Here is a 23,900-nt window from a genome sequence, read left to right as displayed (position 1 = left end):
GTGCCGCCGCGCTGCGCTTTCCTGGAGATCTCGCGTGGCCACCCAACTGCCCAGCTCAGCGATCACCGCGCCCTCGCCAGAGGGGACCGCCCCGCCTGCGTCGGCGGAAGCGCGCGAGGAGCTCGCGCGATCACGCGTCCTCGTCGTCGGGCTCGAACCGTGGGGCGCCGTCGCGGCCACCGAGCTCGCGTGTCTGGGCGTCGGCGCGCTCCACGTCCTCGACGACAGGGAGGTCACGGCCGACGATCTCGGCCCCTTCGCCGAGGCGGATCTCGGAAAGGATCGAGCGCGCTCGCTCTCCACGGCGCTGTCGCGGCTCGCCCCCGGCTGCGCGATCACGCCCGGGACGCTGCTCGCCGCCGCGGATCGCCCGATCGTCCAGGAGGACACCGGCTGGGACCTGATCCTCGCCTGCGTCTCCGGCGATGATCTGCTCGTCCTTCAGGGCGTCGCCCGCTTCGCCCACGCGGCGTCCGTCCTGTCGCTCAGCGCGCACCTCGAGGGGCTCGACGCGGTGATCGGACCGGCCGTCGTGCCGGGCGAGACCGCGTGCTGGGACTGCTGCCGCCTGCGGAGGCTCGCGGTGAGCACGCAGGGAGAGGCGGATCACGCGCTCCACGCGTCGCTCCTCGCCGCGCGCCCGGAGCGCCGCGCGCGCACCTACCTCGCGCCGATGCCGGCGTTCCTGGGCCACGCCGTCGCGCTCGCGGCGCTCGATCTGCTGGTGAACCGCGCCGCGTCGCGGCTCGCGGGCCGCTTCATCGTCCAGAACCTGGTCGACCCGGAGGCGTCGCTCCACACCGTCTTGCAGATGCCCTGGTGCCGGGTCTGCGGCGGCGCCGCCGAGGCCCTCCGCACCGGAAGCGCACGTCGGGGATCGAGCGCCCACCTACGCGACGCACCCGACCCCGCGGCGCTCCGGCGGATGCTCGCCGGCGTCGTCGACGCACGGGCGGGCATCGTCCACCGCCTCACGCTGGACGCGACGAGCCCGGCGCTCGCCCCCGAAGCGTGCATCACGGCCACCGCGTTCCTCGGCGACTACACCGACGGCTCGCCGCACGCCCACCGCTCGAGCGAGCCGCAGGTCGGCACCGGGAAGGGCGTCACGGCCGTCGAGGCCCTGATCAGGGCGACCGGTGAGGCCGTCGAGCGTTACTCCGCCGAGCTCGTCGACCGAAAGGAGCTCCTTCGCTCCTCGGTCGCCGGGATGAAGAGCGACTTCATCGCTCCCGAGCGCCTCTGTCTCTACAGCGAAGAGCAGTACGCAACGCCCGGGTTCCGCTACGCGCGGGTCGATCCGGCCGCGCCCATCGACTGGGCCCTCGGGCGCTGGATGGACACGGGCGCGCCCGTGTATGTGCCGGCGCTCCCGACCTACTACGGCTACTGCGCAGGACACGACGCGCACTTCTGCCAGGTGACCTCGAACGGGCTCGCGGCGGGCGCGACGCTCGAGGGCGCGGCGATGGGGGCCGCGCTCGAGCTCATCGAGCGCGACGCCTTCATGATCTCGTGGCTCGCTCGCCGGCCCGGGCGGCGGATCTTGCCTGATGACTCGCTCGACCCCGAGCTGCACGAGATCGCCCGGCAGCTCGAGGAGCGCGGCGCCCGGATCGAGCTGTATCTCCTCGACGCGGGCGTCTCGGTCCCCGTGGTGATGTGCGTGGGTTACGGCGACGGCAAGCGCTGGCCCGGCGCGGTGGTCTCGATCTCCGCCCACCTGAGCCCCCTCGACGCGATCAGGAAAGCGATCCTGGAGCAAGGCCAGATAGGCAATTACGTCTTCCGCCTGATGACGGGCGAGGCGCTCGTCATCCCCGAGCGTCCGGAGGACGTGCTCACGCTCGAGGATCACGCGATCTACTACCTCCCCGCGAGCCGCGCCGCGGCCTTCGCCTTCCTCCGCGAAGGGGGCACGGTCACCGCCGCCGAGCTCGAGGAGCTCGAGGAGCCCGAGGAGGCGTCGCTGTCCGAGCTGACCCGGCGCGTGCAGGCCGCGGGGCTGCGCATCGCGATCGTGGACGTGACGTCGCCCGACCTCGCGGCGACCCCGTTCCGTGTCGCCCGGGCCCTCGGGCCCGATTTCCAGCAGATCCATTTCGGCCACCAGCTCGCTCAGCTCGGTAATCCGCGTCTCCGTTCGATGACCCCCCACGGCATCAACCCTGACCCTCACCCGATGGCCTGAGAGAGGACACCATGGCAAGGAGCAAAGAGGCGGACATTGCGCGGCTCTATCATCTCCAGTCCTCCCACGTGAGGTCGCGACCGCTGGAGCCGCCGTTCGACGGGGATCTCCAGCCGCTCAACTTCCGCACCTACGTCGGCGCGGCGCGCACGCCGCTGCCCGGGCGCGATTTCGCGATCGACGCCCCGCTCGGCGCGGTGATGGAGCAGCGGCGGTCGCAGCGCGAATTCTCCCTCAGGCCGATGTCCATCGAGGCGCTCGGGCGGCTCCTCCACGCGAGCTACGGCGTCCGTGGCACGCGCAACGTCGAAGGGGCGTGGACCTGCGATCGCCCGGCGCCCTCGGCCGGCGGCCGGTATCCGCTCGAGATCTATGTCGCGACGCAGGCCGTCGAGGGGGTCCCGGACGGCCTGTACCACTACGACCCCCGTGCGCACGAGCTCGAGCTCCGCCGGGAAGGCCTCGCGCACGCCGCGCTCGTGGATCTCACGGTGGGTCAGGACATGATCCTGAACACCAATGTCGTGGTCATCATCACGGCGGTGCCGTTCCGCACGATGTGGAAATACGGCCAGCGCGGATATCGCTTCCTGTGGCTGGACGCCGGGCACCTGGGCCAGAACCTCTATCTCGTCGCGACGGCCATGGGCCTCGGCCCGGTGGCGATCGGCGGATTTTACGACGAGGAGCTCAAGGCCTTCCTGGCGCTGCCGGCCGAGGAAGACACCCTGTACATCGTCTGCGTCGGTCAGCCCGCGCCGGCCGGGGTCCGGAGCGGGCCTTAGCGTGCCTGAACCAGAAGCGTCGGAGAGCACCATGACCAGCATTCGACTCAGCCGCTCGGCCAGCATCACGCCCACCGACGTGGGCGTCATCCTCCGCTCCGATCTCGGCACCTTCCAGCTCACCGGCCTGGACGTGAGCGCGTTCGTCGAGCGGATGGTGCCGCTGCTCGACGGGTCGCGCGACAGGGAGGCGCTCGTCGAGGCGCTCGCGGACTACTCGCGGCAGAGCGTGACGGCGTTCCTCGACCTGCTCGAGACGCGCGGGCTGGTCGAGCCGGTGCCCGCGGAGGCGCCGTCCGGCGACGGCGAGCGCCTCCGCGGGCAGCGCGAGTTCCTCCGCAAGTGGTCGTCGGGCCCGGAGCAGGCGGCGCAGCGGATCGCGAACGCGCGCGTGCTCGTGGTGGGCCTCGAGCCCTGGGGGGCCTCGGCCGCCCTGGCGCTCGCGGGGGCGGGCGTCTCCGCGCTCCGCCTGATCGACGGCGGCGCCGTCGGCCCGCGCGACGTCGCGGTGGTCCGCGCGCGCGGGTCGGCGGCGCTCGGCGCGCCCCGCCGCGGCGCCGTGGCCGCGCTGATCCGCGAGCACGCGCCGCTCTGCCGGGTGGACGAGAGCTCCTCCGCCGCGCTGGAGGGGGATGACCTCCTCTCGCCGGAGGGGCGCCCTCACCTCCTCGTCGCGGCGGTGCGCGGCGACGACGCGGAGCTCCTGGAGCGCGTCGCGCGGTTCGGCCATCGCGCAGGGATCGCCTCGCTCTTCTCGCACCTCGCGGGGACGACGGCCGTCCTCGGCCCCCTCGTCTTCCCGGGGAAGACGGCGTGCCGGATCTGCGCGACGACCGAGGCGCTCAACCCCTCGCCCGAGGCGCGCTCCCTGGCCGAGCCCGCGCCGCACGCCGGCACGATGGGCCAGCTGCTCGGCCACCTCGTGGCGATGGAGGTCCTCAAGGTGCTCTCGGCGTACACGCCCTCCAGGCTCGGGGGCAGGCTCCTGATCCAGGACCTCGCGACGCTCGAGACATCGCACCACACGCTCGTGCGGTTGCCCTGGTGCAAGGTTTGCGGCGAGGGATGACGCGGGGCTGGAGCTGCTCTAGCCTGCGGCCGTGAAGAGGCCTCCCCTTCCAGCCGCCTCCCGCATCGCCGACGCGCCCGCCGCCGGCGCGCATGGCCCGGGCCTCGCGCCATGATCGGCCGAACCCTCGACGACCGCTACACGATGCTCCGGCTCCTCGGCCAGGGCGGGATGGGCGCCGTCTACGAGGCCCGGCACGCGGGCACCGGCCGCCGCGTCGCGGTGAAGGTCATCCTCGGCCAGGCCGCGGACGACGAGCTCGTCCGCCGCTTCCAGCGCGAGGCGCGCGCGGTCGGCGCGGTCGAGTCCGAGCACATCGCGCAGGTGTTCGACACCGGGCGCGACCGCGAGACCGGCGCGCCGTACATCGCGATGGAGTTCCTCGAGGGCGAGGACGTGCAGGCCCTCATCGAGCGGCTCGGCCCGCTCCCTGTCGATCTCGCGCTCCGCATCGGGCTGCAGGCGTGCCTGGGGCTCGAGCGCGCGCACGAGGCCGGCATCGTCCACCGCGACATCAAGCCGGCAAACCTGTTCCTCGCGAGGAAGCAGGGCGGCCAGCGCGTGGTCAAGGTGCTCGACTTCGGCGTCGCCAAGGTGACGGACAACAGCCTCGGCAACGGCGGGATGACGAAGAGCGGCGCGCTCCTCGGCTCTCCCCTCTACATGTCGCCCGAGCAGGCGCGCGGCAGCGGCGCCATCGACGCGCGCTCGGACATCTGGTCGCTCGGCATCAGCCTGTACCACGCCCTCTCGGGGCATCGGCCCAACGAGCACCTGACCGGCCTCGGAGAGCTCGTCCTGAGCATCTGCACGACCCCGGTGCGCTGGATCCAGGAGATCGCGCCCTGGGTGCCGCCGGAGGTCGCCCGCGTGGTGCACCGGGCGCTGGTGATCGATCCGGCGGGCCGCACCGCGAGCGCCAGCGAGCTCGCGGCCGCGCTGCGCGCGTTCCTGCCGGGCGGCGAGGCGATCGTCGAGGCGATGCTCGTGCCGCTCGACGCCGCCACGCGCGCGTCGCGCGCGTCGTTCGGCGCCATCTCGGCCCCCCCGCACGCCTCGAGCGCGCCGTTCGGCGCCGCGCTGACCCCGCCGCGCGCGTCGGCCGCGCCATTCGAGGCCGCGGGGCGCCCGCCGGGCGGGCAATCCGGACCGTATGCGCTGTCGGGCACGGCGCCCGCCACGAGCGTCCGGCTGTCGAGCGGCCCCGAGCGTCCGGCGTCGCGCCCCCCCGTCGCCCTGATCGCCGGCGGCGTGCTGGCCGCCGCGCTCGCGGGCGGGGCGGGCGTCTACCTCGCGGTGCGCAGCGCGCCGCCGGCCGCGCCCGCGCCCTCGGCCGAGCCGGCGCCGCCTGCGCGCGCCGAGGCCGAGCCGCCGCCTCCGTCCGCCGGCGTCGAGGCCAGGCCGACGCCGTCCGCCAGCGCCGAGCCGCCGCGCGCCGACACGCCGGTGGATCCGCCGGCCGCGGCCTCGTCGGCGCCCGCCGCGCTGCCCTCTGCTGCGACGACCGCGCGCGCCGCCGCGTCGGCGCCGGCGAGCGCCGTCGCTCGACCGCCCGCGCCGAGGCCGCCCGCGCCGAGGCCACCGTCCCAGAGGCCCCCGAGGAATGACGATGACGAGACATCGAGGAAATAGCCGCGTCGCGTGGTGTGTCGCCGCGCTCCTGTCGCTCTCCGCGGGGGTCGCCCGCGCGGAGCCGTCCGCGGACCAGGCGGCCGCGGCCGAGGCGCTCTTCCGCGAGGGGCGCGATCTCGTCGCGCAGGGCAAGCTCGCCGAGGCGTGCCCCAAGTTCGCGGCGAGCCAGCGGCTGGACCCGGGCTATGGCACCCAGTGGAACCTGGCGGACTGCCTCGAGCGGCTCGGCCGCACCGCGAGCGCCTGGGCGGCGTTCCGCGAGGCCGCGGACATGGCGAGCCGGGCCGGCCAGGCGGACCGCGAGGCCAAGGCGACCCGCCGCGCGGCCGATCTGGAGCAGAAGCTCGAGCGCCTCGCGGTCACGGTGACCACGCCGGCGGACGGCCTCGTCGTGAGGCGCAACGGCGCGGTCCTCGACGCCGGCGCGTGGGGCGCGCCGCTCCCCGTCGATCCGGGCAAGCACCGCGTCGAGGCGACCGCGCCCGGCAAGAAGCCGTTCTCGGTCGAGGCGCAGACCGCCGGCCCCGGCCAGGTCGTCACCGTGGAGGTCCCGCCGCTCGAGGACGCCCCCGCGGCGACCGCGGCGACCCCGCCGCCCGGTCCGCTCGCTGCGCCGCGCTGGCCGGCCGCTGGCGGTGACGGAGACGGCGGCGCGGGCACCCGCCGCACCCTCGCCTTCGTGGCAGGCGGCGTCGGCGTCGCCGGCGTCGTGACCGGCTCGATCTTCGGGCTCCTCGCCAGCTCGCGGTGGAACCGGGCGCAGGACGAGCACTGCCGGACCGAGACGCTCTGCGACGCCCGCGGCGTGGCGCTGGTCGAGGACGCCAAGAGCGCCGCGAAGCTGTCCACCGCCGGCTTCATCGTCGGCGGGGTCGGGCTCGCGGCCGGCGTCGCGCTGTTCGTGACGTCGCTCGGCGACACGGAGCCCGCGGCGGCGCGGATCGTGGTCGCGCCGGCCGTCGGCACGACCGGCGGCGGGCTGGCGATCCACGGCCGCTTCTGACCCCCGGCCGCGCCCGGCGCCGCGGCGCGCCGCGGCGGCGGCCGGCCCCGCTGCGGGCCAGCCGCCGTGCCCGGGAGGGCGCGACGCGCCGCTCCGGGGCGAGCGCGCCTCACTCGTCGATCACGAACTCCACGCGGCGGTTCTTCGCCAGGCTCGCCGGGTCGGTGCCCTCGGCCACCGGCCTGTCCGACCCGAAGCCCTCGGCCGTGAGCCGGCCCGGGCTGACGCCCTTCCGGATCAGGTACTTCCGGACCGTCTCGGCGCGCTGCTCGCTCAGCTCCTGGTTCAGCTCGGGCGTGCCGGTCTCGTCGGTGTGCCCCTCCACCCGCAGCCGCTCGATCTCGGGGTTCGCCTTCATGACGAGCGCCACCTGGTCCAGGGTCCTGTACGAGTCCTGCTCGAGCTCGGCCGAGCCGGTCCGGAAGCGGATGGTGTCCCGTATCACGAACTCACCCTGCTCGTACGCGACCCGCGGCTCGCCCTTGTCGGGGCAGCCGTCGTCGTCCTCGACGCCGTTGATCGTCTCCTTCTCGTCCGGGCACTCGTCGTCCGCGTTCGGCACGCCGTCCTGATCGTCGTCGGCGTCCTCCTCGGGGCAGCCGTCGCTGTCGTAATCGCCGTCGCGATCTTCCGGGACGTCGGGGCACTGGTCGCGCTCGTCGTCGACGCCGTCGTGGTCCCTGTCGTGCGAGGTCGGCGTGTACTTCACGCCCGCGAACACGCGAAAGATCGGCACGCCGTAGCCGGCCAGCGCGCCGATCCCCGGGCCCGCGGTGATCTCCCACTGCTCGCTCGGGTTGATCTTCACGTAGCCGAGCGCCTCGAGGGGCGTCTCCTCCTCGTTCAGGTCGTCCGCGGCGATGCCGATGCCGCCGTTCGCCTCGGCGCCGATCTCGACCTTCCCGTCGATGCCGCCGAAGCGGTAGCCGAGCGCCGCGGCGTACGTCAGCTCGCTCCCCGCCTCGACGTTCGCGTACGTCGTCCCCTCGCGGATCGCGACGCCCGCGTTGACGCCGAACCTGAGGCCGGGCGCGAACCGGTGATCGAGCACGATGCGCGGCCAGAACACGACGTTGCGCGCGCCGCCCGCGAAATCGCCGGTGTGCGTCGGGACGCGCAGCTCGGCCACGAGGCCGAGGCCGATGGAGTCGCGGTCGTCGAGCAGGCGCAGCTTCGGCACGAGCCGGATGTCGCCGAGGCCCGCGAACGACGGAGAGCCCTCGCCCGACTGCGCGAGGAAGAACGGGATGTCGAGGCCGAGCGCGAACGGCTCGGCGATCGTGACCGACGCCATGAGATCGGCGCCCAGGCGGCCGCTCACGATCTGGCTCCGCACCTCGCCGTCGCCCGTCGCGACGATCAGCGGGTTGCGCGCGTAGTTCAGGAACAGCCCGAACGCCCATGGATCGCCGGGCTCACGGACGCCGGAGCCCTCCGTGACGACGAAGGCGTCGTGGGTGACGGCCGGCTTGAAGCGCTCGACGTCGATGTCCGTGCTCTGCGCCGACGCGGGCGTCGCGGCGGCGAGGACCGCGCAGGCAGCGCAGGTGATGGCGGCGAGGATCGGTGCGCGCATGGTTCTCCTCTTCATCGGCTTCATCGGCCGGCTCCGGGCCCGCGGCGCGGGCGCCTCCGCAACCGGAGCGCGAGCCCGCCGGCGGCGAGCAGCGACAGGGCTCCCCCTCCGTACGGCGCCGGCCCCGCCGCGCAGGCGCAGGCGCCGCCCTGGACCGCCTCCCCCGGCGCGAGCTCCGGTTCGCCCGGGCCGCCCGCCCCGCTCGACGCCCCGCCGTCGACGCAGCGCCCGGTCGGCGCGCAGCGCAGGTCCGCGCCGCACTCGGACGAGCCCGGCGAGCACGGGCCGCACTGCCCGCTGACACACGCGAGGTCGCCGCACTGGGCGTTCGACGAGCAGGTGTCCCCGGGCGTGGGGACGCACCGGTGGTCCGCGGAGCAGTCCTCGTCCGCGTCGCAGTCGACATCGTCGACGCACGACACCGGCAGGATGCAGTCGCCGTCCACGCAGATGCCCCTGCCGGCGCAGTCCGCGTCGCGCGCGCAGCCGGAGGGCGGGACGATCACGTCGGGCACGCGGTCGCCGTCCGCGTCGCCGGCCACGCACGGCGCGGAGATGCCGATGTCGAGATCGCCCGGCCCGAGCGCCGCCGCGTCGTTCACCGACCGGAAGTACAGGTTCGCCTCGCACGCCACGCCGACGCCCACGACGTCGAGCGCGATGGATGCCTGCGCGTACCCCCGCGTCGCGTCGTTGATCAGCAGGGGATCCATGTCCGTCCCTGCCTCGGTCGCGACCTGCGCGTCCGTCACGTCGACGGGCTCGTACCGCCCCGACGCCCCAGCGAAGGACCAGACCCGCACGAGCGTGCCGTCACCCTTCACGCCGAGCACGACCTCGTAGCCGCCCGGCGACCGATCGTCCGTGAACCGGTCGTCGATCCCCGCCGTCGCGGCGGTGCCGCCGGTCTGCCGGTTCCTGTCGGTGTCGATGAACACGAAGAGCGTCGCCTCCCGGCTGATCGCCGCCGTCTCCGACACATACCCGCGCACCCAGAACCGCCCGGCGGCGGCGACCGCGTACGCGGAGCGAAAGTCGATCGATCGCTCCGGCGCGTCGAAGGCCTCGCCGTCGCCCGCGACGTCCTCGTCGCCGTAAGGCCACCGCGGCTCCCCGGTCCTGTCGATCGCGACGATCTCGTCGAGCACCGGCGTCATCCGCCCGCCCGTCCACGTCTGAGCGGACGAGCTCCTCGGAAGGAGCGCGACGCCGAGCGCCGCGCCCACAGCCAGCGGCGCGACCCACGAGCGCCCCCGCGCGCACCCATCTTTGTGTTGTGCCATGGCGGGGAGCATCCTCGCACAGGTCGCCGCAACCCTTACAAATGAAAGGCGATTCGCGCCCAGAGTGCGCAAGGGTGCGCGCCTGCAATACCATGCATCCACACCTTCGTTCGCGCGCGAGCGGGAAGCCGGAGAAGCGCTCACCGTCGATGCGATGTCGATGCGCTCACGCTCCGTGCCGATTGGCCAGCTGATCATCGCTCCTCTCCTCCTCCTCACTCCCCGCACGCGAGCGAAGCGCGGAGAGCACGCTGGAGGGCGATCGCGCGCGCCGGAGGCGCGGCCTCCGCGCGCGGCGCCCCGGAGCGCCGAGCGACCGTGACGCGGGCGACCGATCATCCCTTCTTTTCGTCGCCGAGCGGCGCGCCGGGGCCTCCGGCGCGATCACCTGGCTTGGCCACGCGCCCTGGTTCTGTAACTGTCCCGCGGTCAGTTACGCGTCGCTGTGCCGCCGTGGGCTCGGGGGTCCGAGCGCTGGTGCCTGGCCTCGCGAGACGAATCCCTCTTCCGATCGAAGGAACCGCGATGCACTGCACACTCCAGAAACACCGCCCCGGAGCGCTCCGCGTGGCTTGCCTGCTGCTTGGGTCGCTCGCCGCCGCGTGCTCGGACGAGGGCCCCGCGCCGCTCGAGGGGAGCGCGTTCGACGTCGAGCGTTACGACCTCCGGGGCGAGTTCGACTGGGAGCGGAGCCGCCTCGTGGCGACGCTGGGCCTCACGCTGTCGCTCACCGGAGACGGCCCGAGGACGGTGGTCCTCGACAGCGCGGTCGCCGAGGTGAAGGAGGTCCGGCGGAAGGGCGGCGGGGCGCTCCCGCACGCGCTCGATCCGCAGCGCCAGGCGCTCGCGATCGACCTCTCGAGCGAGCCCGAGGCGATGAGCGGCGCGCCGATCGCGCTCGAGATCGACTACGAGGCGCTCTCCGGCGACGCCCTCCGCGCGGTGCCCGCGCGCATCGGCGATCCGGTCGCCGTGCGCGCCGTCTACACGGTGTCGGAGCCGCTCGGCGCGTCGCGGTGGATGCCGTGCCACAACGCGCCCTCGGACCGGGCCATCTTCTCGATCGCCATGCGCGTCGACGGCGGCGAGACGCTGATCGCCAACGGCGATCTCGTCGGCGACGAGGATCTCGGGGCGTCGGGCCACATCGTCCGGTACGAGACCGCCTACTCGCTGCCGCCCTACCTCATGGCGTTCGCGATCGGCGACTTCGAGGTCGAGCGCGGGACGAAGGGCGATCTCCCCATCGCGGTCTGGCATCGCCGCGGGCTGCCGGGCGATCACGGAAGGATGGTGGACGAGCTCGCGCGCGCCATCGGCCGCTTCGAGGAGCTGCTCGTGCCGTACCCCTTCGAGAAGTACGCGCTCGTGCTCCTGCCGGACTTCTCCGTGGGCGGGATCGAGCACGCGAGCATCAGCTTCCAGCGCGAGGAGCGGAGCACGCAGCCCGCGCTCGCCTCGGATCTTTTGCTCACGACGCACGAGCTCTCGCACCAGTGGTTCGGCGACCTCGTGACGGTGGAGACCTGGGACGACCTCTGGATCAAGGAGGGCATGGCGACGTTGCTCGAGCAGGAGGGCGCCCGCGTCTACACGGACGAGAGCGGTGCGGGGACGCTGAACGGCGACGAGCTCGACCCCCGGGACGGCGACGCCGTCCGCGATCCGTCGCTCGCGCCGGGCGAGAAGTACACGAGCGGCCCCTACGGCCGCGCCGCGTGGCTGCTCACCCAGATCCGCAGCCTCGCCGGCGAGGAGGCGTTCTGGTCGGCGCTCCGCGGGGTGCTCGAGGAGCGCCGGTTCGGGACCATCGGCACGGACGATTTCCTCGACGCCTTCGCGCCGGCGCTCGGCCCGGAGGCGGCTGCGCGCGCGCGGCGCGCGGTCGTGGCCAGGGCGCTCCCGTGGCTCACGGTCGACCCCGCGCCCTCCGGCGGGGCGTTCGTGACGGTGCACGACCCGGAGGGCGCCCTCGTCGCGCCCCTGGAGCTCGCGTGGGTGGCCGGCGACGGCCCGGCCCGCGTGCAGACGCTCGCGCCCGGCGAGCGCGTCGAGGTCGCGCCCGCGCGCCCGGGCGAGCTCCTCGTCGTCGATCCCCAGGACCGCCACCCCGAGTGGGCCTTCCTGAGCACCGACCGCGATCTCGAGGCCTACGCCGCGACGCTCGCCCCGCGCCGCGTCCCCGCGGACCCCGAGGGCGTCTCGCGCTTCCTCGACGTGGGCGGCGCCCACCAGCTCGCCGCGCTCCAGGGCGGCCTGCCCGAGGGGCTCGCGCCCGAGGAGTTCGAGGCGTTCGTCGAGGGCCTCGACGGCGAGGCGGCCCGGGCGGTATCGCTCGCCGCGGCGTGCGACGTCGCGTGCGCGCCGGGCCTCGACGCCGGCGTCCGCGGCGCGTGGTCGAGCGTGCTCACCGGCCTCCTCGCTGGAGCGCCTTACAGCTACGGCCTCGACTACGTCGGAAGCTACGCGTCGTGCAGCGCCGTCGTGTCCCCCGAAGCGCTGTTCGCCGAGGACTGGTCCGCGCTCGAGGCCGGGCTCGCCTCGGGCGGCGTCTCCGACGTGCGGCTCCAGTACCTGTCCAAGTTCAGGCTGCCGCCCGAGGCGGCGCTCCGCACGTGGGGCAGGGTCGCGCGGATGGCGAGCTCGGTGCGCGCGCGCGTGCTCGCGATCCGGCACCTCGCGACGTACGTGGACGGGCTCGACCCGGCTGCCCTCTCGGCCTTCCGCGCCTTCTTCGCCGGCGTTCTCGGCGCGACCGACGTCTCCGATGTCCTCGCCGCGGATCTCCGCGCCGTGGTGGCCTCCGCCGCGCCCACGGCGGCCGGCAACCAGGGAGCGCTGGACGGCCTCGCCCGGGTGCTCCGCTCGCCCGCGGCCCGCTCGGCCCACCCCGCCGCCGTCTGCGCGGCGTTCGCGTTGACGAGGGGTGACGGGCAGGCATTCCACCGCTTCGCCGCGGGGATCGAGGGCGCCGACGTGGCGGACACCACCGCCGAGCTGCTGCGCTCTCCGGTCCATTGCCTCTGACGCTCGCTCGCCACGACATCACATCTCCCCCGCCGGCCTCGCTCCATGGCGAGGCCGGCCCTCTCCGCGGCAACCGAACGCTGCTATGCTCCGCTCCCCATGTCGGAGCTCGTCCAACTTCTTCGCCAGAACGCCCCGATTGCTCGCATCGCCGAGCACCTCGATGGCCTGACGCACGAGGAGCGCCGCAGCGCCCTGTCGACCACGACGCGCGCGGATCAGCGGGCGCTCTATGCCGCCGCGAGCCACGCCCCCCCGCTCACGCTCGACTTCTTCGTCCCGGACGGCACACCGCCCCGCGTGGCGGTTCGTCACGAGGGCAGGAACAGCCTTCCTCTCCCGTCCACATTCCGCTTCTTCGAGAAGCGTTTTGCCTTGCCCGAGGACGGAAGCGCGCGGCTCTTCGGTTACAACGAGGGGCTCACGCGTCCCTGGATTGGCCCGGGCTTCTTCGTCGCGGTCCCGACGGCCGGCAATCCTGCGTGGCAGGAGCGTGGCGCCATCGTGATCGACTACTTCCAGGTCCCTGACGGCCCCGTACCTGACGGCTGGCCCCGGGTCGTGCCCAACAGCAAAGGAATCCAGTTCTTCGTCTACAATGGAACCCGTGATTTCATGCGTCGGGTCTCGAAGGACGTGTCCATCGGCGCGGCGTTCAAGGGCGAGCGTTCGCTCGACCATTACTTCACGCTCTGCCGCTCGCCGTCCGCCTAGCACGACTGCGGGAAGTTGCCCCGGAGCGGCAGAACAACCGCCAAGACGCCGAGGACGCCAAGGGAGAAGAAGAAGTGCCGTCCCGGCATCTTTTCCTCTCATTTCCCTGGTTTCTTGGCGCCCTTGGCGCCCTTGGCGGCTCGCTTCCCCCTCCGGCTTCCCGCAGTAGCGCTGTGCCCCGCTAGTTTGGCTGGGTCCCCCCGCCCAGCCGCGCCAGCATCCCCTTTCGCAGGAGCCCTACCTTGTTCCGCATCGCGGTCACCTGTTGCCGCATCCCGTCCGCCTGCTCGGCGAGGTCGACGATCCCCGCGGCCGTCGCCGCCTGGGCGAGGGCGCGCGCCTCGTCGGCGAGGCGCCCCATGCGCCCCTCCACCTCGTCCATCGCTGCCACCACCTCGTGGATCTGCTCCGGCGTCGTCGCCTCCCGCTGGCGCGCCGCGGTCTCCTGCACCAGCTGGTTGATGCTCCGCCCCTCCTCCCCGAGCGCCGCGAAGCGCTGGAACAGCTCCCCGAGCTGCTCCGCCCGCCGCTTGATCTCCTCGCCGCGCGCCGCGAGCGCCGTCGCGGTCGCCTCATGGCGATCCCGCGCCGCCGCGATCGCCGCGATGAGCGACCCGAGCGCCATGCTCACGCGCTGCTGCGCCTCGGCCGCCTCGGTCGTCGACTTCGCCGCGCGCTCGATCCCCTTGCGTGTGTCGAGGGAGAGCCGCCGCGCCGACTCCGCGAGCTCCTCGAAGCGGACGAGCTCGCGCTCGAGCGCGCACGCCGCTTCCGCGAGCTCGCCCCCGCCCTTGCCGTGCTCGTCCTTCCCGCCCCCGCGGCCGTTCTTCTCGCGCTTGTTCACGTCGCACTCCCTGCGCTGCCTGTCCACCTCCTGGGAGGCCCCGCTGTTTCGCCTGCAAGCGATGTTCGGACCGGTGTACTGTATCAAAACGGCGGCTCGCACGTCGGACGCACCTCGGAGGAACGGATGCGAAGCGCGTGGCTCGTCCTCGTCGGAGTTCATGCCCTGCTGGGCTGCGGGGCTGCGCCGCGGAGAGAGCCGGCCGCCGGCGCCGACCCCACGCACGCCGGGTTCGCTGCCCCGAGCGCCGTCCCGGAGGGCCCGACCCGCGAGGCGCGCGCCGCCCTGCGCTCGCCCGAGGAGAAGGAGCGCGCCGCCCTGCGCCCGCCCAGGAGCACGCGCGCCCGCGACACCGCGCCCGAGGCCCCCAAGCCGCGCGCCCCGATCCCGCTGTCCGACAAGGCGAGCGCGCCTGCCAGCTCCGCCGGGAACAACCGCCCGCCCGTGAAGGAGCGCGCCCCGATCTCCCGCCCCACCCCGATCTCCCGCCCCACCCCGATCTCCCACCCCACCCCGATCTCCCACCCCACCCCCATCCCCCTCCCCGGGAAAGGCGGCGCCGTGCGCTCGATCGAGGCCGACTGCAAGGCGCTCGGCCCGGAGGTCCAGAAGGCCTCGAGGATGATCGAGGTGCTCCGGCAATCCGACCTGAACACGCCGCCCGACGTGCTCGGGAGGATCGCGGATCGGCTCGACCTCTGGGCCCGCGCGGCCGCCGTCCAGGCCTCCGATCCGGAGCTCGCCCAGGGCGCCAAGGACATCCGGGAGAGCTTCGCCCGGACGGGCGCCGCGGCCCGCAAGCTCCAGGCGTCGCTCGGCGCTCACGACCGCAAGAAGGCCGGTCTCGCCCGCGCCGGCCTGGAGAGGGAGCTCGACCAGGACGCCAAGGCCGTGAGGGGCATTGCCGCCCGTTGCAAGAGCAACCCCTATGACCCGATCAAGGGCAAAGCCCACATCCCGCCTCACGTCGTGCGGAGCGTCGTCCAGGAGCGCTTCGGCGAGATGCGCGCTTGCTTTGAAAAGGGCCTTCGCCTGAACCCCAAGCTCCGAGGGCGCCTGCCCGTACACCTCGTCGTCGATGGCGAAGGGAAGGTCACCTACGCGGGTGACGCCGACCGCCCGCCCGAGGACGCGCCGCTCCTCATCGCGCTGCCCTCGCCCGGCGCGACGCCGCCGTCGTCGCCTGCTCCCCCGCTCCGCGACGCCAAGGTCGTCGGCTGTGTGCTCGACGTCTTCCGCGGCCTCCGATTCCCTTCCGCCGCAGACCGCAAGAGCGTTGCCACGGTGGTCTATCCCGTCGTCTTCGGTGTGGACGACAACCGCTCTCCAGCGACCTCCGCCAGGTGACGCACAGCGCAATCGCGGCAGCGAGGCGCTGGCCCCTTGCCGTCCGGGCGAGGCCGACGCCAAGCACGCTCAGCCTCACTTGCGCCACTTGCAAAGTTATTTCCTTCTCAGGGGCCTGAGGGTAAGCATTCCGCCGATGAAGCTCTCGCTCACCGAGCTCCAGGACATCCGCCGCACGCTCGCGGCGCGCATCGTCTTCGGCCTCTCCACGCCCGGCACCGAGATCGCCGCGCTCCCTGCCTATCTCGCGCCGCCGCCGGGAGGGATGATGGGCCGCGCCGTGGTGGTCGACGCGGGCGGCACGAACCTGCGCGCCGCCATCGTGGAGCTCTTGCCGGGCGGCGCGTCGCGCATCGTCGCCGGGCCCGTGCCTGCGAAGTTCCCGGGCGGGCCGGAGATCGCGGGCGACGCCTTCTTCGACGTGCAGGCGGAGCTGGTCGAGCGCCTGGGCGCCGTGCACGGCTTGCCGGTGGGGTACTGCTTCTCGTACCCGTCGGAGACGCTGCCGTCGCTCGACGCGCGGCTGCTCCGCTGGACCAAGGGCGTCCAGGTCGCCGGGGTCGAGGGCACCAGCGTGGGCGAGCGGCTCGGCCGGGCGCTCGGCGCGCGGAGGCTCCGGCCCGGTCCGGTCCGGGTGCTGAACGACACGGTGGCGAGCCTGCTCGGGGGTGCCTTCGCGCACGGCGGGTCGCAGCCCGCGGCGTTCATCGGGCTCATCGTGGGGACGGGGACCAACATGGCCACGTTCCTCCCCGCCGGCCGGATCCCGAAGCTCAAGACGGGTCACTTCGTCGCGCCGATGGCGGTCAACCTCGAGAACGGGAACTTCAACCCTCCGCACCTCCAGCCGTTCGACGCGGAGCTCGACGCGGGCTCCGAGAACCCCGGCGCGCAGCGGTTCGAGAAGGCGGTGTCCGGGGCCTACCTGCCCCGGCTCTTCGGGCGGCTCTGTCCGGACCATGCCCCGCTGACGAGCTCCGCGGATCTCGTGCGGCTCCGCGACGAGGGCGCCGACGAGGCGCGGCGGGTCGCCGGCGACCTGCTCCAGCGCTCGGCCGACCTCGTGGCGGCGGGGCTCGCGGCCGTCACCGACGTGCTCGACAGCCCTCCTGGGGTCGGCATCCTCGCGGAGGGCAGCCTCTTCTGGGGCGATCCCCTCTATGCGCCGCGGGTGCAGGAGACGCTGCGCGCCCTCGTCGGCTCCCGGGTCGAGCCCCGGCTCGCCCGGCTCGAGCACGTCAACCTCATCGGGTCGGCCTGCGCCGCGCTGTTCGCCTGAGCGCCCGCGCGCCGCTTCCCCTCGCCGCTCGCTGGGCCGCGCGGGAGGCGCCGGGCCTCCGGGCGCGCGAGCTGCCCGGCCAGGCGGGAGCACAGCGATGCCCGGGGATCTTCGCCAGGGCCTGCCCTCGCGGGGCCGGTCGAGCGCGGCCAGGCCCGCGTCCGCCTGGCTGCATGGCGCCCCTGGGGGTGGTCCGAGGCGGCAGGATCACACATTTCTGGCCGAATCCGTTTTTTGCGACCACCATGACGCAGCGTTGACCCCATGGGAGGAGCTCGTCCGGTGATGTGTGAAACAACAGCGCGCTTCCGCTCGACCGGACCGGTCGGGCGGGTGGGGCGCTTCCGGTCGTCGCGGGCGGGCCCCGGTAGCCGGAATGGCTATTGTCTTTAGAGAGATGCTCCCGTCGAACCGCAGACTCGCGTTCCGCAGGCAGCCGCACCTGCTCGACGACACCGGGAGTGTCGGCGTGTGGATCACGCAGCCGGCGGGCATGGTCGTTCAGCTCTTGCGGGAGACGGTGGCGACCGGTGAGATCGCGCGGTTCATCTCGGTCGACGCGTACCAGAAGCTCGTGGGCGTCATGCGCCCGGGGGAGCGGGCGTTCTTCATCTACGACATGGCGCTCATGGTGCGGTACGAGAGCGAGGCGCGGGTGATCCTGACCCAGTGGGGGCTCAACGTGCGCGACAAGATCGAGCACATCGTCGTCCGCCCGCCCCCGGAGATGAACAAGCTCGGGCGCATGGGGATCCAGACGATCGCGGCGGCGATGAGCCTGGCGGGGGTGCAGCTCGACATCGTGGACGACATCGAGCCGTTCCTGCGCGAGCAGAACCTGCGGCCGCGGATCAGCCTCACCTGAGGCGTGGCCCCGGCGGGAGCCCGGCCCGAGGAGACGCTACCTCCACTGCGGGAAGTCGGCCGGGGAAGCGAACCGCCAGGCCGCCAAGAAAACCGGGGAACAGGGGGATGGGGGGGAGGAAGACGGGCTTCGTGCCCTGAGGACGGGAATCGCGCCGGGCGTCAGTGCCCGCCGCCGGTGCCCTTGATGTCCAGCTGCGGACGGGAGGGGTGCGGCCAGTCGAGGTGGAAGAACTTCCCACGCGGCTGATCCGTGCGCTCGTAGGTGTGCGCCCCGAAGTAGTCTCGCTGCGCCTGCAGGAGGTTCGCGGGCAGGTGGGCCGCACGGTACCCGTCGTAATACGACAGGGCCGACATGAACGCGGGCGCCCAGACGCCGTTCTGCGCGGCGATCGACACCACCTTGCGCCAGTTCGCCTGCCCCTGCTTGATCTGATCGTTGAAGTACGGATCGAGCAGCAGGTTCGTCAGGCCAGGATTGCGCGTGTACGCCTCCGTGATCTTCTGGAGGAAGCGGGCGCGGATGATGCAGCCGCCGCGCCAGATGCTCGCGATCGTGCCGAAATCAAGCGTCCACTTGTACTCCGCCTGCGCCGCCGCCATGAGCTGGAAGCCCTGCGCGTAGGCGCAGATCTTCGAGCAATACAGCGCGTCGCGGATCGCCGTGATCGTCCCCTGCCGGTCCGCGATCGGGGTCGGGGTCGGGCCAGAGAGGTGCTTCGAGGCCTCGACGCGCTCGTCCTTCAGCGCAGAGAGGCAACGCGCAAACACCGCCTCCGCAATGGCGTTCGCAGGGATGCCCATGTCGAGCGCGTTGCTGCTCGTCCACTTGCCCGTGCCCTTCTGCCCCGCCGTGTCGAGGACGAAATCGACGAACGGCTTGTCCTTCTGGACAGGGTCCTTCTGCTGGAGGATATCGGCGGTGATCTGGATGAGGTACGAGTCGAGATCTCCGCTGTTCCACTCGGAGAAGACCCGGGACATCTCGTCCTTCGACATCCCGAGCAGCCCGTCGAGGAGCGTGTACGCCTCGCAGATGAGCTGCATGTCGATGTACTCGATGCCGTTGTGGACCATCTTCACGTAATGGCCCGCGCCGTTCGGCCCGATGTACGCCGTGCAGGGGACCCCGCCCTCCACCGGCTTGCCGGGGGACGCGCCCTCGATCGGCTTGCCGGTCGCCGGATCGACCTTCGCGGCGATCGCACGCCAGATCGGCTCCAGATGCTGCCAGGACGCGGGATCGCCGCCGGGCATCAGCGAGGGGCCGAAGCGCGCCCCCACCTCGCCGCCGGAGACGCCCGAGCCGAAGAACTTGCACTGCTTCGCGTACTCCTGCTCCCGGCGGATGGTGTCGGTCCAGAGCGAGTTGCCCAGATCGACGACGATATCGTCCGGCTCGACGCCCGCCTCGATGAGCTGCTTGACCACCATGTCCACCGGCGGACCGGCCTTGACCAGGATCACCGCCTTGCGCGGCTTCTTCAGCGCGCGGACGAAGTCCTTCAGCGTCTCGCAGTAGACCAGGCCGCCGGGCGTGCCCGGGTTCCTCGCGACGAAGTCCTTCGCGACCTGCACCGTGCGGTTGTACACGGCCACCTTGAACCCGTGGTCGGCCATGTTGAGCGCGACGTTCTCGCCCATGACGGCCAGCCCGATCATGCCGATGTCGCAGCTGGATGTGGCATCATTCATCCCGGTTCTTCTCCTTCACACGTGGCTCTTTCGCCGCCAGCGACCGCCGTGCTGCGCGGCCAGGACGGCGTATCAGCAAGCCGCGAGCCGCGGATCGCAGGCCGCAGGCCCGCGCGCCGTCGATCTCGCTGGGTCGGCTGGGAGCCACGGGCGCGCATTCTGAGCAGGCCGGCGGCGCGGCGTCTAGTCCGCACGCGACGCGCGGGCGCTCGCCGCCGGAGGAGCCCGCGCTCGCCGCGGCGCCGCACGTCGTGAAGCAGGCCCGGCGGGTGGCGCGGGACGAGCCCGGCGACAGGGCCGCCGTGGCGCCAGCGCGCGAGCGCGGGCTCCTCCGGCGGCGAGCGCCCGCGCGAGGTCGACGAGGCGACGAGGATCGCGCTCTCCGGCAATGTGTCGGTGGGGCTCCGGCTCCGCTTGACTTCGTGCCTCGGCCGGCTCCGCCTGCTCACCGAGCTGTCCTGTGACGCGAGGCGACGCGAGGCGATCGGTCAGGATATCCTATCAAGTATCCGCGCGGCCAGACGCGGAGACGAGACGATCTGCACGTTCGGTCGCACGCTCGAACTCGGCGGGTTCGACGTGTTCCACGGGCCCCGGCGGCTGGCGGTGCTCGTGCTCTGACGGGACAGGCGGCGCCCACGCTCCGCCCGTGCATCTGACGATGTCGATGTGTCTGTCGTGAAAAACGATCAGAACGGACGGGCGCCACATCACCGCGGCAGCGCCCCGTAAGCCACGGAATCACGGGATCTTCTCGCGCGGACGAGCAACGACGAGCAACGACGAGCAACGACGATCGAGGCCTCGCGCGAGCGGCGACGATCAGCGCAGAGCGCTTACCTGTTACCTGGTACGCGCAGATCGAACGAACGCGCCCTACATCGGAATGCCGATGTGGGGAGTCTTACGGCCTACAAGTTTGTAAGGTCTGCAAGTTAACGAGTGCGGTCGTCCGACCAGGTGGTGTAACCTCGTTCGACGCGGGTGAGACTATGTCGCTGAACTTCCACGAGGGGATGCTGTTCGCAGGTAGGTACCGCGTCGTGCGCAGCATCGCGACGGGTGCGATGGGGGCGGTCTACGAGGTCGTCCACGTCGAGACGGATCGGCGGCGGGCGCTCAAGGTCATGCACCCGCACCTCGCCGAGAACCCCGAGTTCCACGCGCGGTTCAAGCTGGAGGCGCGCATCGCCGCGCGCATAGCGACCGAGCACATCGTCGAGGTGTTCGACGCCGGGATCGACCTGGACACCGGCATGCCGTTCCTCGTGATGGAGCTGCTCCGCGGTGAGGAGCTCAGCAAGCGCATCCGCCGCGGCGGCCGCCTGCCGCCGGAGAACGCCATCGCCTACCTGCGCCAGACCGCGCACGCCCTGGACAAAACGCACGCGGCCGGCGTGGTCCACCGCGATCTGAAGCCCGCGAACCTCTTCCTCGCGGCGAGCGACGACGACGACGAGATCCGGATCAAGGTGCTTGACTTCGGCATCGCCAAGCTGGTCGCCGAGACCGCGATCGAAGGGGCGAACACCGCCGCTCTCGGGACGCCGCTCTACATGGCGCCCGAGCAGTTCAGCGGCGAGACGATCACGCGGGCGGTCGACCTCTTCGCGCTCGGCATGATCGCGTACACGACCCTCGTCGGCAAGGCCTACTGGCTGAACGACATGCGCGAGTACAGTAACTCGCTGGCGTTCGCGGTGATCGCGATGCACGGCCCGCAGGAGCCCCCGTCCGTGCGCGCGGAGAAGGAGGGGGTGAAGCTGCCCCCGGGCTTCGACGCGTGGTTCGCGAAGGCGACGGCGCGCGAGCCCGGGGCGCGCTTCCCGACCGCTTCGTCCACGGTGGAGGCGCTCGCCGAGGTCTTCGACATCGCCCCGATGACGGTCAGGTCCTCGCGCCTGCTCGCGCCGGAAACGCCGTTCCCGCGGTTCAGCCATGTCGGCCAGGGGCCCGGGTCGTCGATGCCGGTGGCCGCCCAGTCGTCCAGCACGGGTGTGGAGACCCGGGTCGGCACCGGCGCCGGCACCACCGCGGGGCCGCGGAGCCGATCCGCGCTCGTCGTCGCGGCCATCGCCCTGGTCGGCGGCAGCGCCATCGCTCTCGCCGCGTTCAGCAAGGGCAACTCCCCGGCCCCCGGCCACACCGAGCACGCGCAGGCGACGCAGGCGACACAGGCGGCGGCCGTCGCGCCGCCGTCCACGCCGCCCACCACGCCGCCGTCCACGCCGCCCACCGCGCCCCCTTCCACGCCGCCCGAGGCCGCCCCGGGCGCCGCCCGCCCCGAGGCGGCCGGCACGCCCAGCTCGACCGACCTCGCGGCGGCAGCGAGCTCCGCCGCCGCGCCGCCCGCGGACGGCGGCCTGGCCATCGATCCCGAGGTGTTGGCGAACGCAAAGGCCTCGCCGGCGTCGCGCACCCCGGCGCCGCGCACCCCGGCGCCGCCGTCCGGCGGCTGGCGCAAGAGCGCGCCGACCGCCTCGCCCGCAGCGAACACGGCGAAGCCCCGGGAGTCGCTCTACGGGGCAGACTGAGCGCGGCCCCACAACGCGCTGATTTTTTGCCTGGGGCGGTCCCAAAGGAGGTATCTCATGTTACCTCCAATGCGAACCTTCTGGCCCGGGTCCGTCTTGAGCGGACTACTTTGCATTGCTGTCACCGCGCCGGCGAACGCGCAGCCTGACGCCGTGGCCGTGGCCGAGTCGCTCTTCAACCGCGGCCTCGCGGACATGCTGGCGGGGAAGTTCCAGACCGGCTGCCCTGCCCTCACCGAGAGCTACCGGCTCGATCCTCGCGCAGGGCGGCTGTTCACGCTCGCCGAGTGCGAGGCCAAGTGGGGGCGCACCGCGACCGCGGTCGCGCGCTACAACGACTTCCTCTCGCTCTACTCCCGCCTGTCCGAGTCCGAGCAGCTCAAGCAGTACGATCGCTACAAGCTCGTGCTCGAGCAGCGCGACGCGCTCGCGCCGCTCGTGCCACAGCTCACGCTGTCGCTGCCGGCCGACGCGCCCGCCGGGACGCTGGTGCAGCGCGACGGCATCACGCTGGAGGGGCCTTCGCTCGGGATCGCGCTCCCCGTCAACCCGGGCGAGCACGTCGTGACGACGAAGGCGCCGGGCGGGCCCACGCACGAGGTGCGGTTCTCGATCGAAAAGTCGGAGCAGAAGACGATCGAGCTCGAGGTGAAGCTCCCCGAGGCGCCGCCGCCCGCGACGCCGGCGGATCAGCCGCCCCAGCAGGCCGCCCTGCCGCCGTCGCAGCACGACGAGGGCGCGTCGCGGACGCCGGCGCCGACCGGGACCAGCGGCCGGCGCGTGCTGGCGTACGTGACGGGCGGGCTCGCCTTGGGCGGGCTGATCGCCGGGGGAGTGACGGGAGCGCTGGCGCTCAGCGAGAGCCGCCACGCGGATGAGGACTGCGACGACGTCGGCTCCGGCAGGGCGGTATGCAAGACCGCCGAAGGGAAGGCCGCTGGGAAGCGCGCGAAGGACCTGGGGCTGGTGAGCACGATCGGCTTCGGCGCCGGAGCGGCGCTGGCCGGCACGGCGCTCGTGCTCTTCCTGACGGAGCCCTCCTCGTCCGGTTCGCAGGCCAGCGCAGCCACCGGCGCGCAGGCCGGCGCCGCGCCCTACCCCCCGGCAGGCACGATGAGCTGGTCGCTGCTCGCGGGACCGACCGGCGGCGGCGTCGTGGTGCGCAGCCAGTGGTGAACCAGCCCGCGCCTGCCGCCGCCTTCGCGCGCGCACGGTAGCGCGGCGCGCACCGTCGGAACCTTGCGCCTCGTCCTGGGGCGCGGCCGAGCGTAGTATCCCATGGAAAACTACAGGCCGACGCGCCCTGGCGGGTGAGGCGGTGAGGAAAGGGCAACTCATGATCACGAAGACCACGATGGCCATGTTCGGGGTCGCAGCTTCCGGTCTGCTCGCAGGCTGCACGGAGACGCTCGATTCGCAGCAGATCAAGACCGGAGGGATCTCGGCGACCCTGGAGGCGATCGCCGAGAGCGCGTCATCGACGACGGTGCGGGCCACCCTCAAGGCCGGCGGCGACGAGAGCAACACGTACGTCATCCTGAGCGCGGGAGATCGGATCTCGGCGACCGTGGGCGGCGAGGCGGTCGCGATGTCCGCCGAGAGCTCCGGGGTCTACGAGGGCGACGTCAACATCGGCGCCGGAGGCACCGAGATCAGGGTGCTGCTGGACCGCGACGACGAGGACGACGACGACGCGACGAACAACGTGGGGACGCTCCCCGAGCCGTTCGACCTCGAGGCGCTGCCCAGAGAGCCAGTCCCGCGCGGCGAGGACCTCACGATCGCCTGGTCGCCGAGCGCGTCCGGAGACGACATGGTGATCGACGTGAAGGGCCGCTGCATCTTCTCCAAGACGTTCGATGTCGGGGGCGACCCGGGGACGTACACCATCGACGCGGGCGAGCTGGAGGCGACCAGCTCGCAAGAACCCGAGAGCTGCGACGTGGACGTCGTGATCCGCCGCTCGCGCAACGGCACGACGGACAACAACCTGGACCCGGAGAGCTCGTTCGAGCTGAGCCAGGTCCGGGGAGGCCGCTTCACCTCGGCGCCCTGAG

General features: G+C 72.8%; 17 protein-coding genes. 13 read left to right on the top strand and 4 right to left on the bottom strand.

The features are described 5' to 3' along the window. Positions 1-34: 34 nt before the first annotated feature. The 5 genes from ACSRUE_RS18215 (at position 35) to ACSRUE_RS18195 (ending at position 6,680) form a co-directional block, all read left to right on the top strand. Positions 35-2,191: a TOMM precursor leader peptide-binding protein gene (locus tag ACSRUE_RS18215; RefSeq protein WP_441292093.1), complete on the top strand. Its 2,157-nt coding sequence runs from the start codon at positions 35-37 to the stop codon at positions 2,189-2,191. An 11-nt stretch (positions 2,192-2,202) separates the two neighbouring features. After that, positions 2,203-2,976: a SagB/ThcOx family dehydrogenase gene (locus ACSRUE_RS18210; protein WP_441292092.1), complete on the top strand. Its 774-nt coding sequence runs from the start codon at positions 2,203-2,205 to the stop codon at positions 2,974-2,976. 31 nt (positions 2,977-3,007) lie between these two features. Then, complete coding sequence (locus tag ACSRUE_RS18205) at positions 3,008-4,045, top strand: TOMM precursor leader peptide-binding protein (protein WP_441292091.1); 1,038 nt, start codon at positions 3,008-3,010, stop codon at positions 4,043-4,045. Between the two features lie 111 nt (positions 4,046-4,156). Further along, positions 4,157-5,677 carry a protein kinase domain-containing protein gene (locus tag ACSRUE_RS18200; RefSeq protein WP_441292090.1) on the top strand — a complete coding sequence of 507 codons (1,521 nt, stop codon included), beginning with the start codon at positions 4,157-4,159 and terminating at the stop codon, positions 5,675-5,677. After that, complete coding sequence (locus tag ACSRUE_RS18195; RefSeq protein ID WP_441292089.1) at positions 5,655-6,680, top strand: hypothetical protein; 1,026 nt, start codon at positions 5,655-5,657, stop codon at positions 6,678-6,680. The genes ACSRUE_RS18200 and ACSRUE_RS18195 overlap by 23 nt, the downstream gene beginning before the upstream one ends. Before the next feature lie 109 nt (positions 6,681-6,789). Here the strand turns inward: ACSRUE_RS18195 and ACSRUE_RS18190 are convergent, their stop codons facing one another. Further along, a complete protein-coding gene (locus ACSRUE_RS18190; protein ID WP_441292088.1) occupies positions 6,790-8,256 on the bottom strand; it encodes an OmpA family protein in 1,467 nt (488 codons plus the stop codon). 20 nt (positions 8,257-8,276) lie between these two features. Then, on the bottom strand, positions 8,277-9,539 hold the full coding sequence (locus ACSRUE_RS18185; RefSeq protein WP_441292087.1) for a hypothetical protein: 1,263 nt from the start codon (positions 9,537-9,539) through the stop codon (positions 8,277-8,279). A 525-nt stretch (positions 9,540-10,064) separates the two neighbouring features. Between ACSRUE_RS18185 and ACSRUE_RS18180 the strand changes: the two genes are divergently transcribed. Then, on the top strand, positions 10,065-12,566 hold the full coding sequence (locus ACSRUE_RS18180; RefSeq protein WP_441292086.1) for a M1 family aminopeptidase: 2,502 nt from the start codon (positions 10,065-10,067) through the stop codon (positions 12,564-12,566). Positions 12,567-12,665: 99 nt separating this feature from the next. Next, positions 12,666-13,280, top strand: coding sequence for a hypothetical protein (locus ACSRUE_RS18175; RefSeq protein ID WP_437765445.1), 615 nt, complete (start codon positions 12,666-12,668; stop codon positions 13,278-13,280). Between the two features lie 181 nt (positions 13,281-13,461). Here the strand turns inward: ACSRUE_RS18175 and ACSRUE_RS18170 are convergent, their stop codons facing one another. Beyond that, a complete protein-coding gene (locus ACSRUE_RS18170; protein WP_437765444.1) occupies positions 13,462-14,124 on the bottom strand; it encodes a hypothetical protein in 663 nt (220 codons plus the stop codon). A gap of 126 nt (positions 14,125-14,250) precedes the next feature. Between ACSRUE_RS18170 and ACSRUE_RS18165 the strand changes: the two genes are divergently transcribed. From ACSRUE_RS18165 to ACSRUE_RS18155, 3 genes are all read left to right on the top strand, one after another. Further along, positions 14,251-15,471: a hypothetical protein gene (locus ACSRUE_RS18165; protein ID WP_441292085.1), complete on the top strand. Its 1,221-nt coding sequence runs from the start codon at positions 14,251-14,253 to the stop codon at positions 15,469-15,471. 136 nt (positions 15,472-15,607) lie between these two features. Next, positions 15,608-16,750: a hypothetical protein gene (locus ACSRUE_RS18160; RefSeq protein ID WP_437765442.1), complete on the top strand. Its 1,143-nt coding sequence runs from the start codon at positions 15,608-15,610 to the stop codon at positions 16,748-16,750. 376 nt (positions 16,751-17,126) lie between these two features. After that, complete coding sequence (locus ACSRUE_RS18155) at positions 17,127-17,615, top strand: hypothetical protein (protein WP_012238663.1); 489 nt, start codon at positions 17,127-17,129, stop codon at positions 17,613-17,615. 161 nt (positions 17,616-17,776) lie between these two features. Here ACSRUE_RS18155 and gndA read toward each other — a convergent pair whose 3' ends face one another. Beyond that, positions 17,777-19,309, bottom strand: a complete 1,533-nt coding sequence (gene gndA / locus ACSRUE_RS18150) for an NADP-dependent phosphogluconate dehydrogenase (RefSeq protein WP_441292084.1) — start codon at positions 19,307-19,309, stop codon at positions 17,777-17,779. Between the two features lie 992 nt (positions 19,310-20,301). Between gndA and ACSRUE_RS18145 the strand changes: the two genes are divergently transcribed. The 3 genes from ACSRUE_RS18145 to ACSRUE_RS18135 all read left to right on the top strand — a co-directional run bounded on the left by ACSRUE_RS18145 (position 20,302) and on the right by ACSRUE_RS18135 (position 23,899). Continuing rightward, positions 20,302-21,843, top strand: coding sequence for a serine/threonine protein kinase (locus ACSRUE_RS18145; RefSeq protein ID WP_441292083.1), 1,542 nt, complete (start codon positions 20,302-20,304; stop codon positions 21,841-21,843). A 69-nt stretch (positions 21,844-21,912) separates the two neighbouring features. Further along, positions 21,913-23,019 (top strand): hypothetical protein, encoded by a 1,107-nt coding sequence (locus ACSRUE_RS18140; RefSeq protein ID WP_441292082.1) that lies wholly within the window; start codon positions 21,913-21,915, stop codon positions 23,017-23,019. Positions 23,020-23,179: 160 nt separating this feature from the next. Next, positions 23,180-23,899 carry a hypothetical protein gene (locus ACSRUE_RS18135; protein WP_437765437.1) on the top strand — a complete coding sequence of 240 codons (720 nt, stop codon included), beginning with the start codon at positions 23,180-23,182 and terminating at the stop codon, positions 23,897-23,899. Position 23,900: the final 1 nt, after the last annotated feature.

It is taken from the genome of Sorangium sp. KYC3313 (assembly GCF_052075895.1).
Taxonomy (GTDB): Bacteria; Myxococcota_A; Polyangia; order Polyangiales; family Polyangiaceae; genus Sorangium; species Sorangium cellulosum_B.
This window is presented reverse-complemented; position numbering and strand designations above follow the sequence as displayed.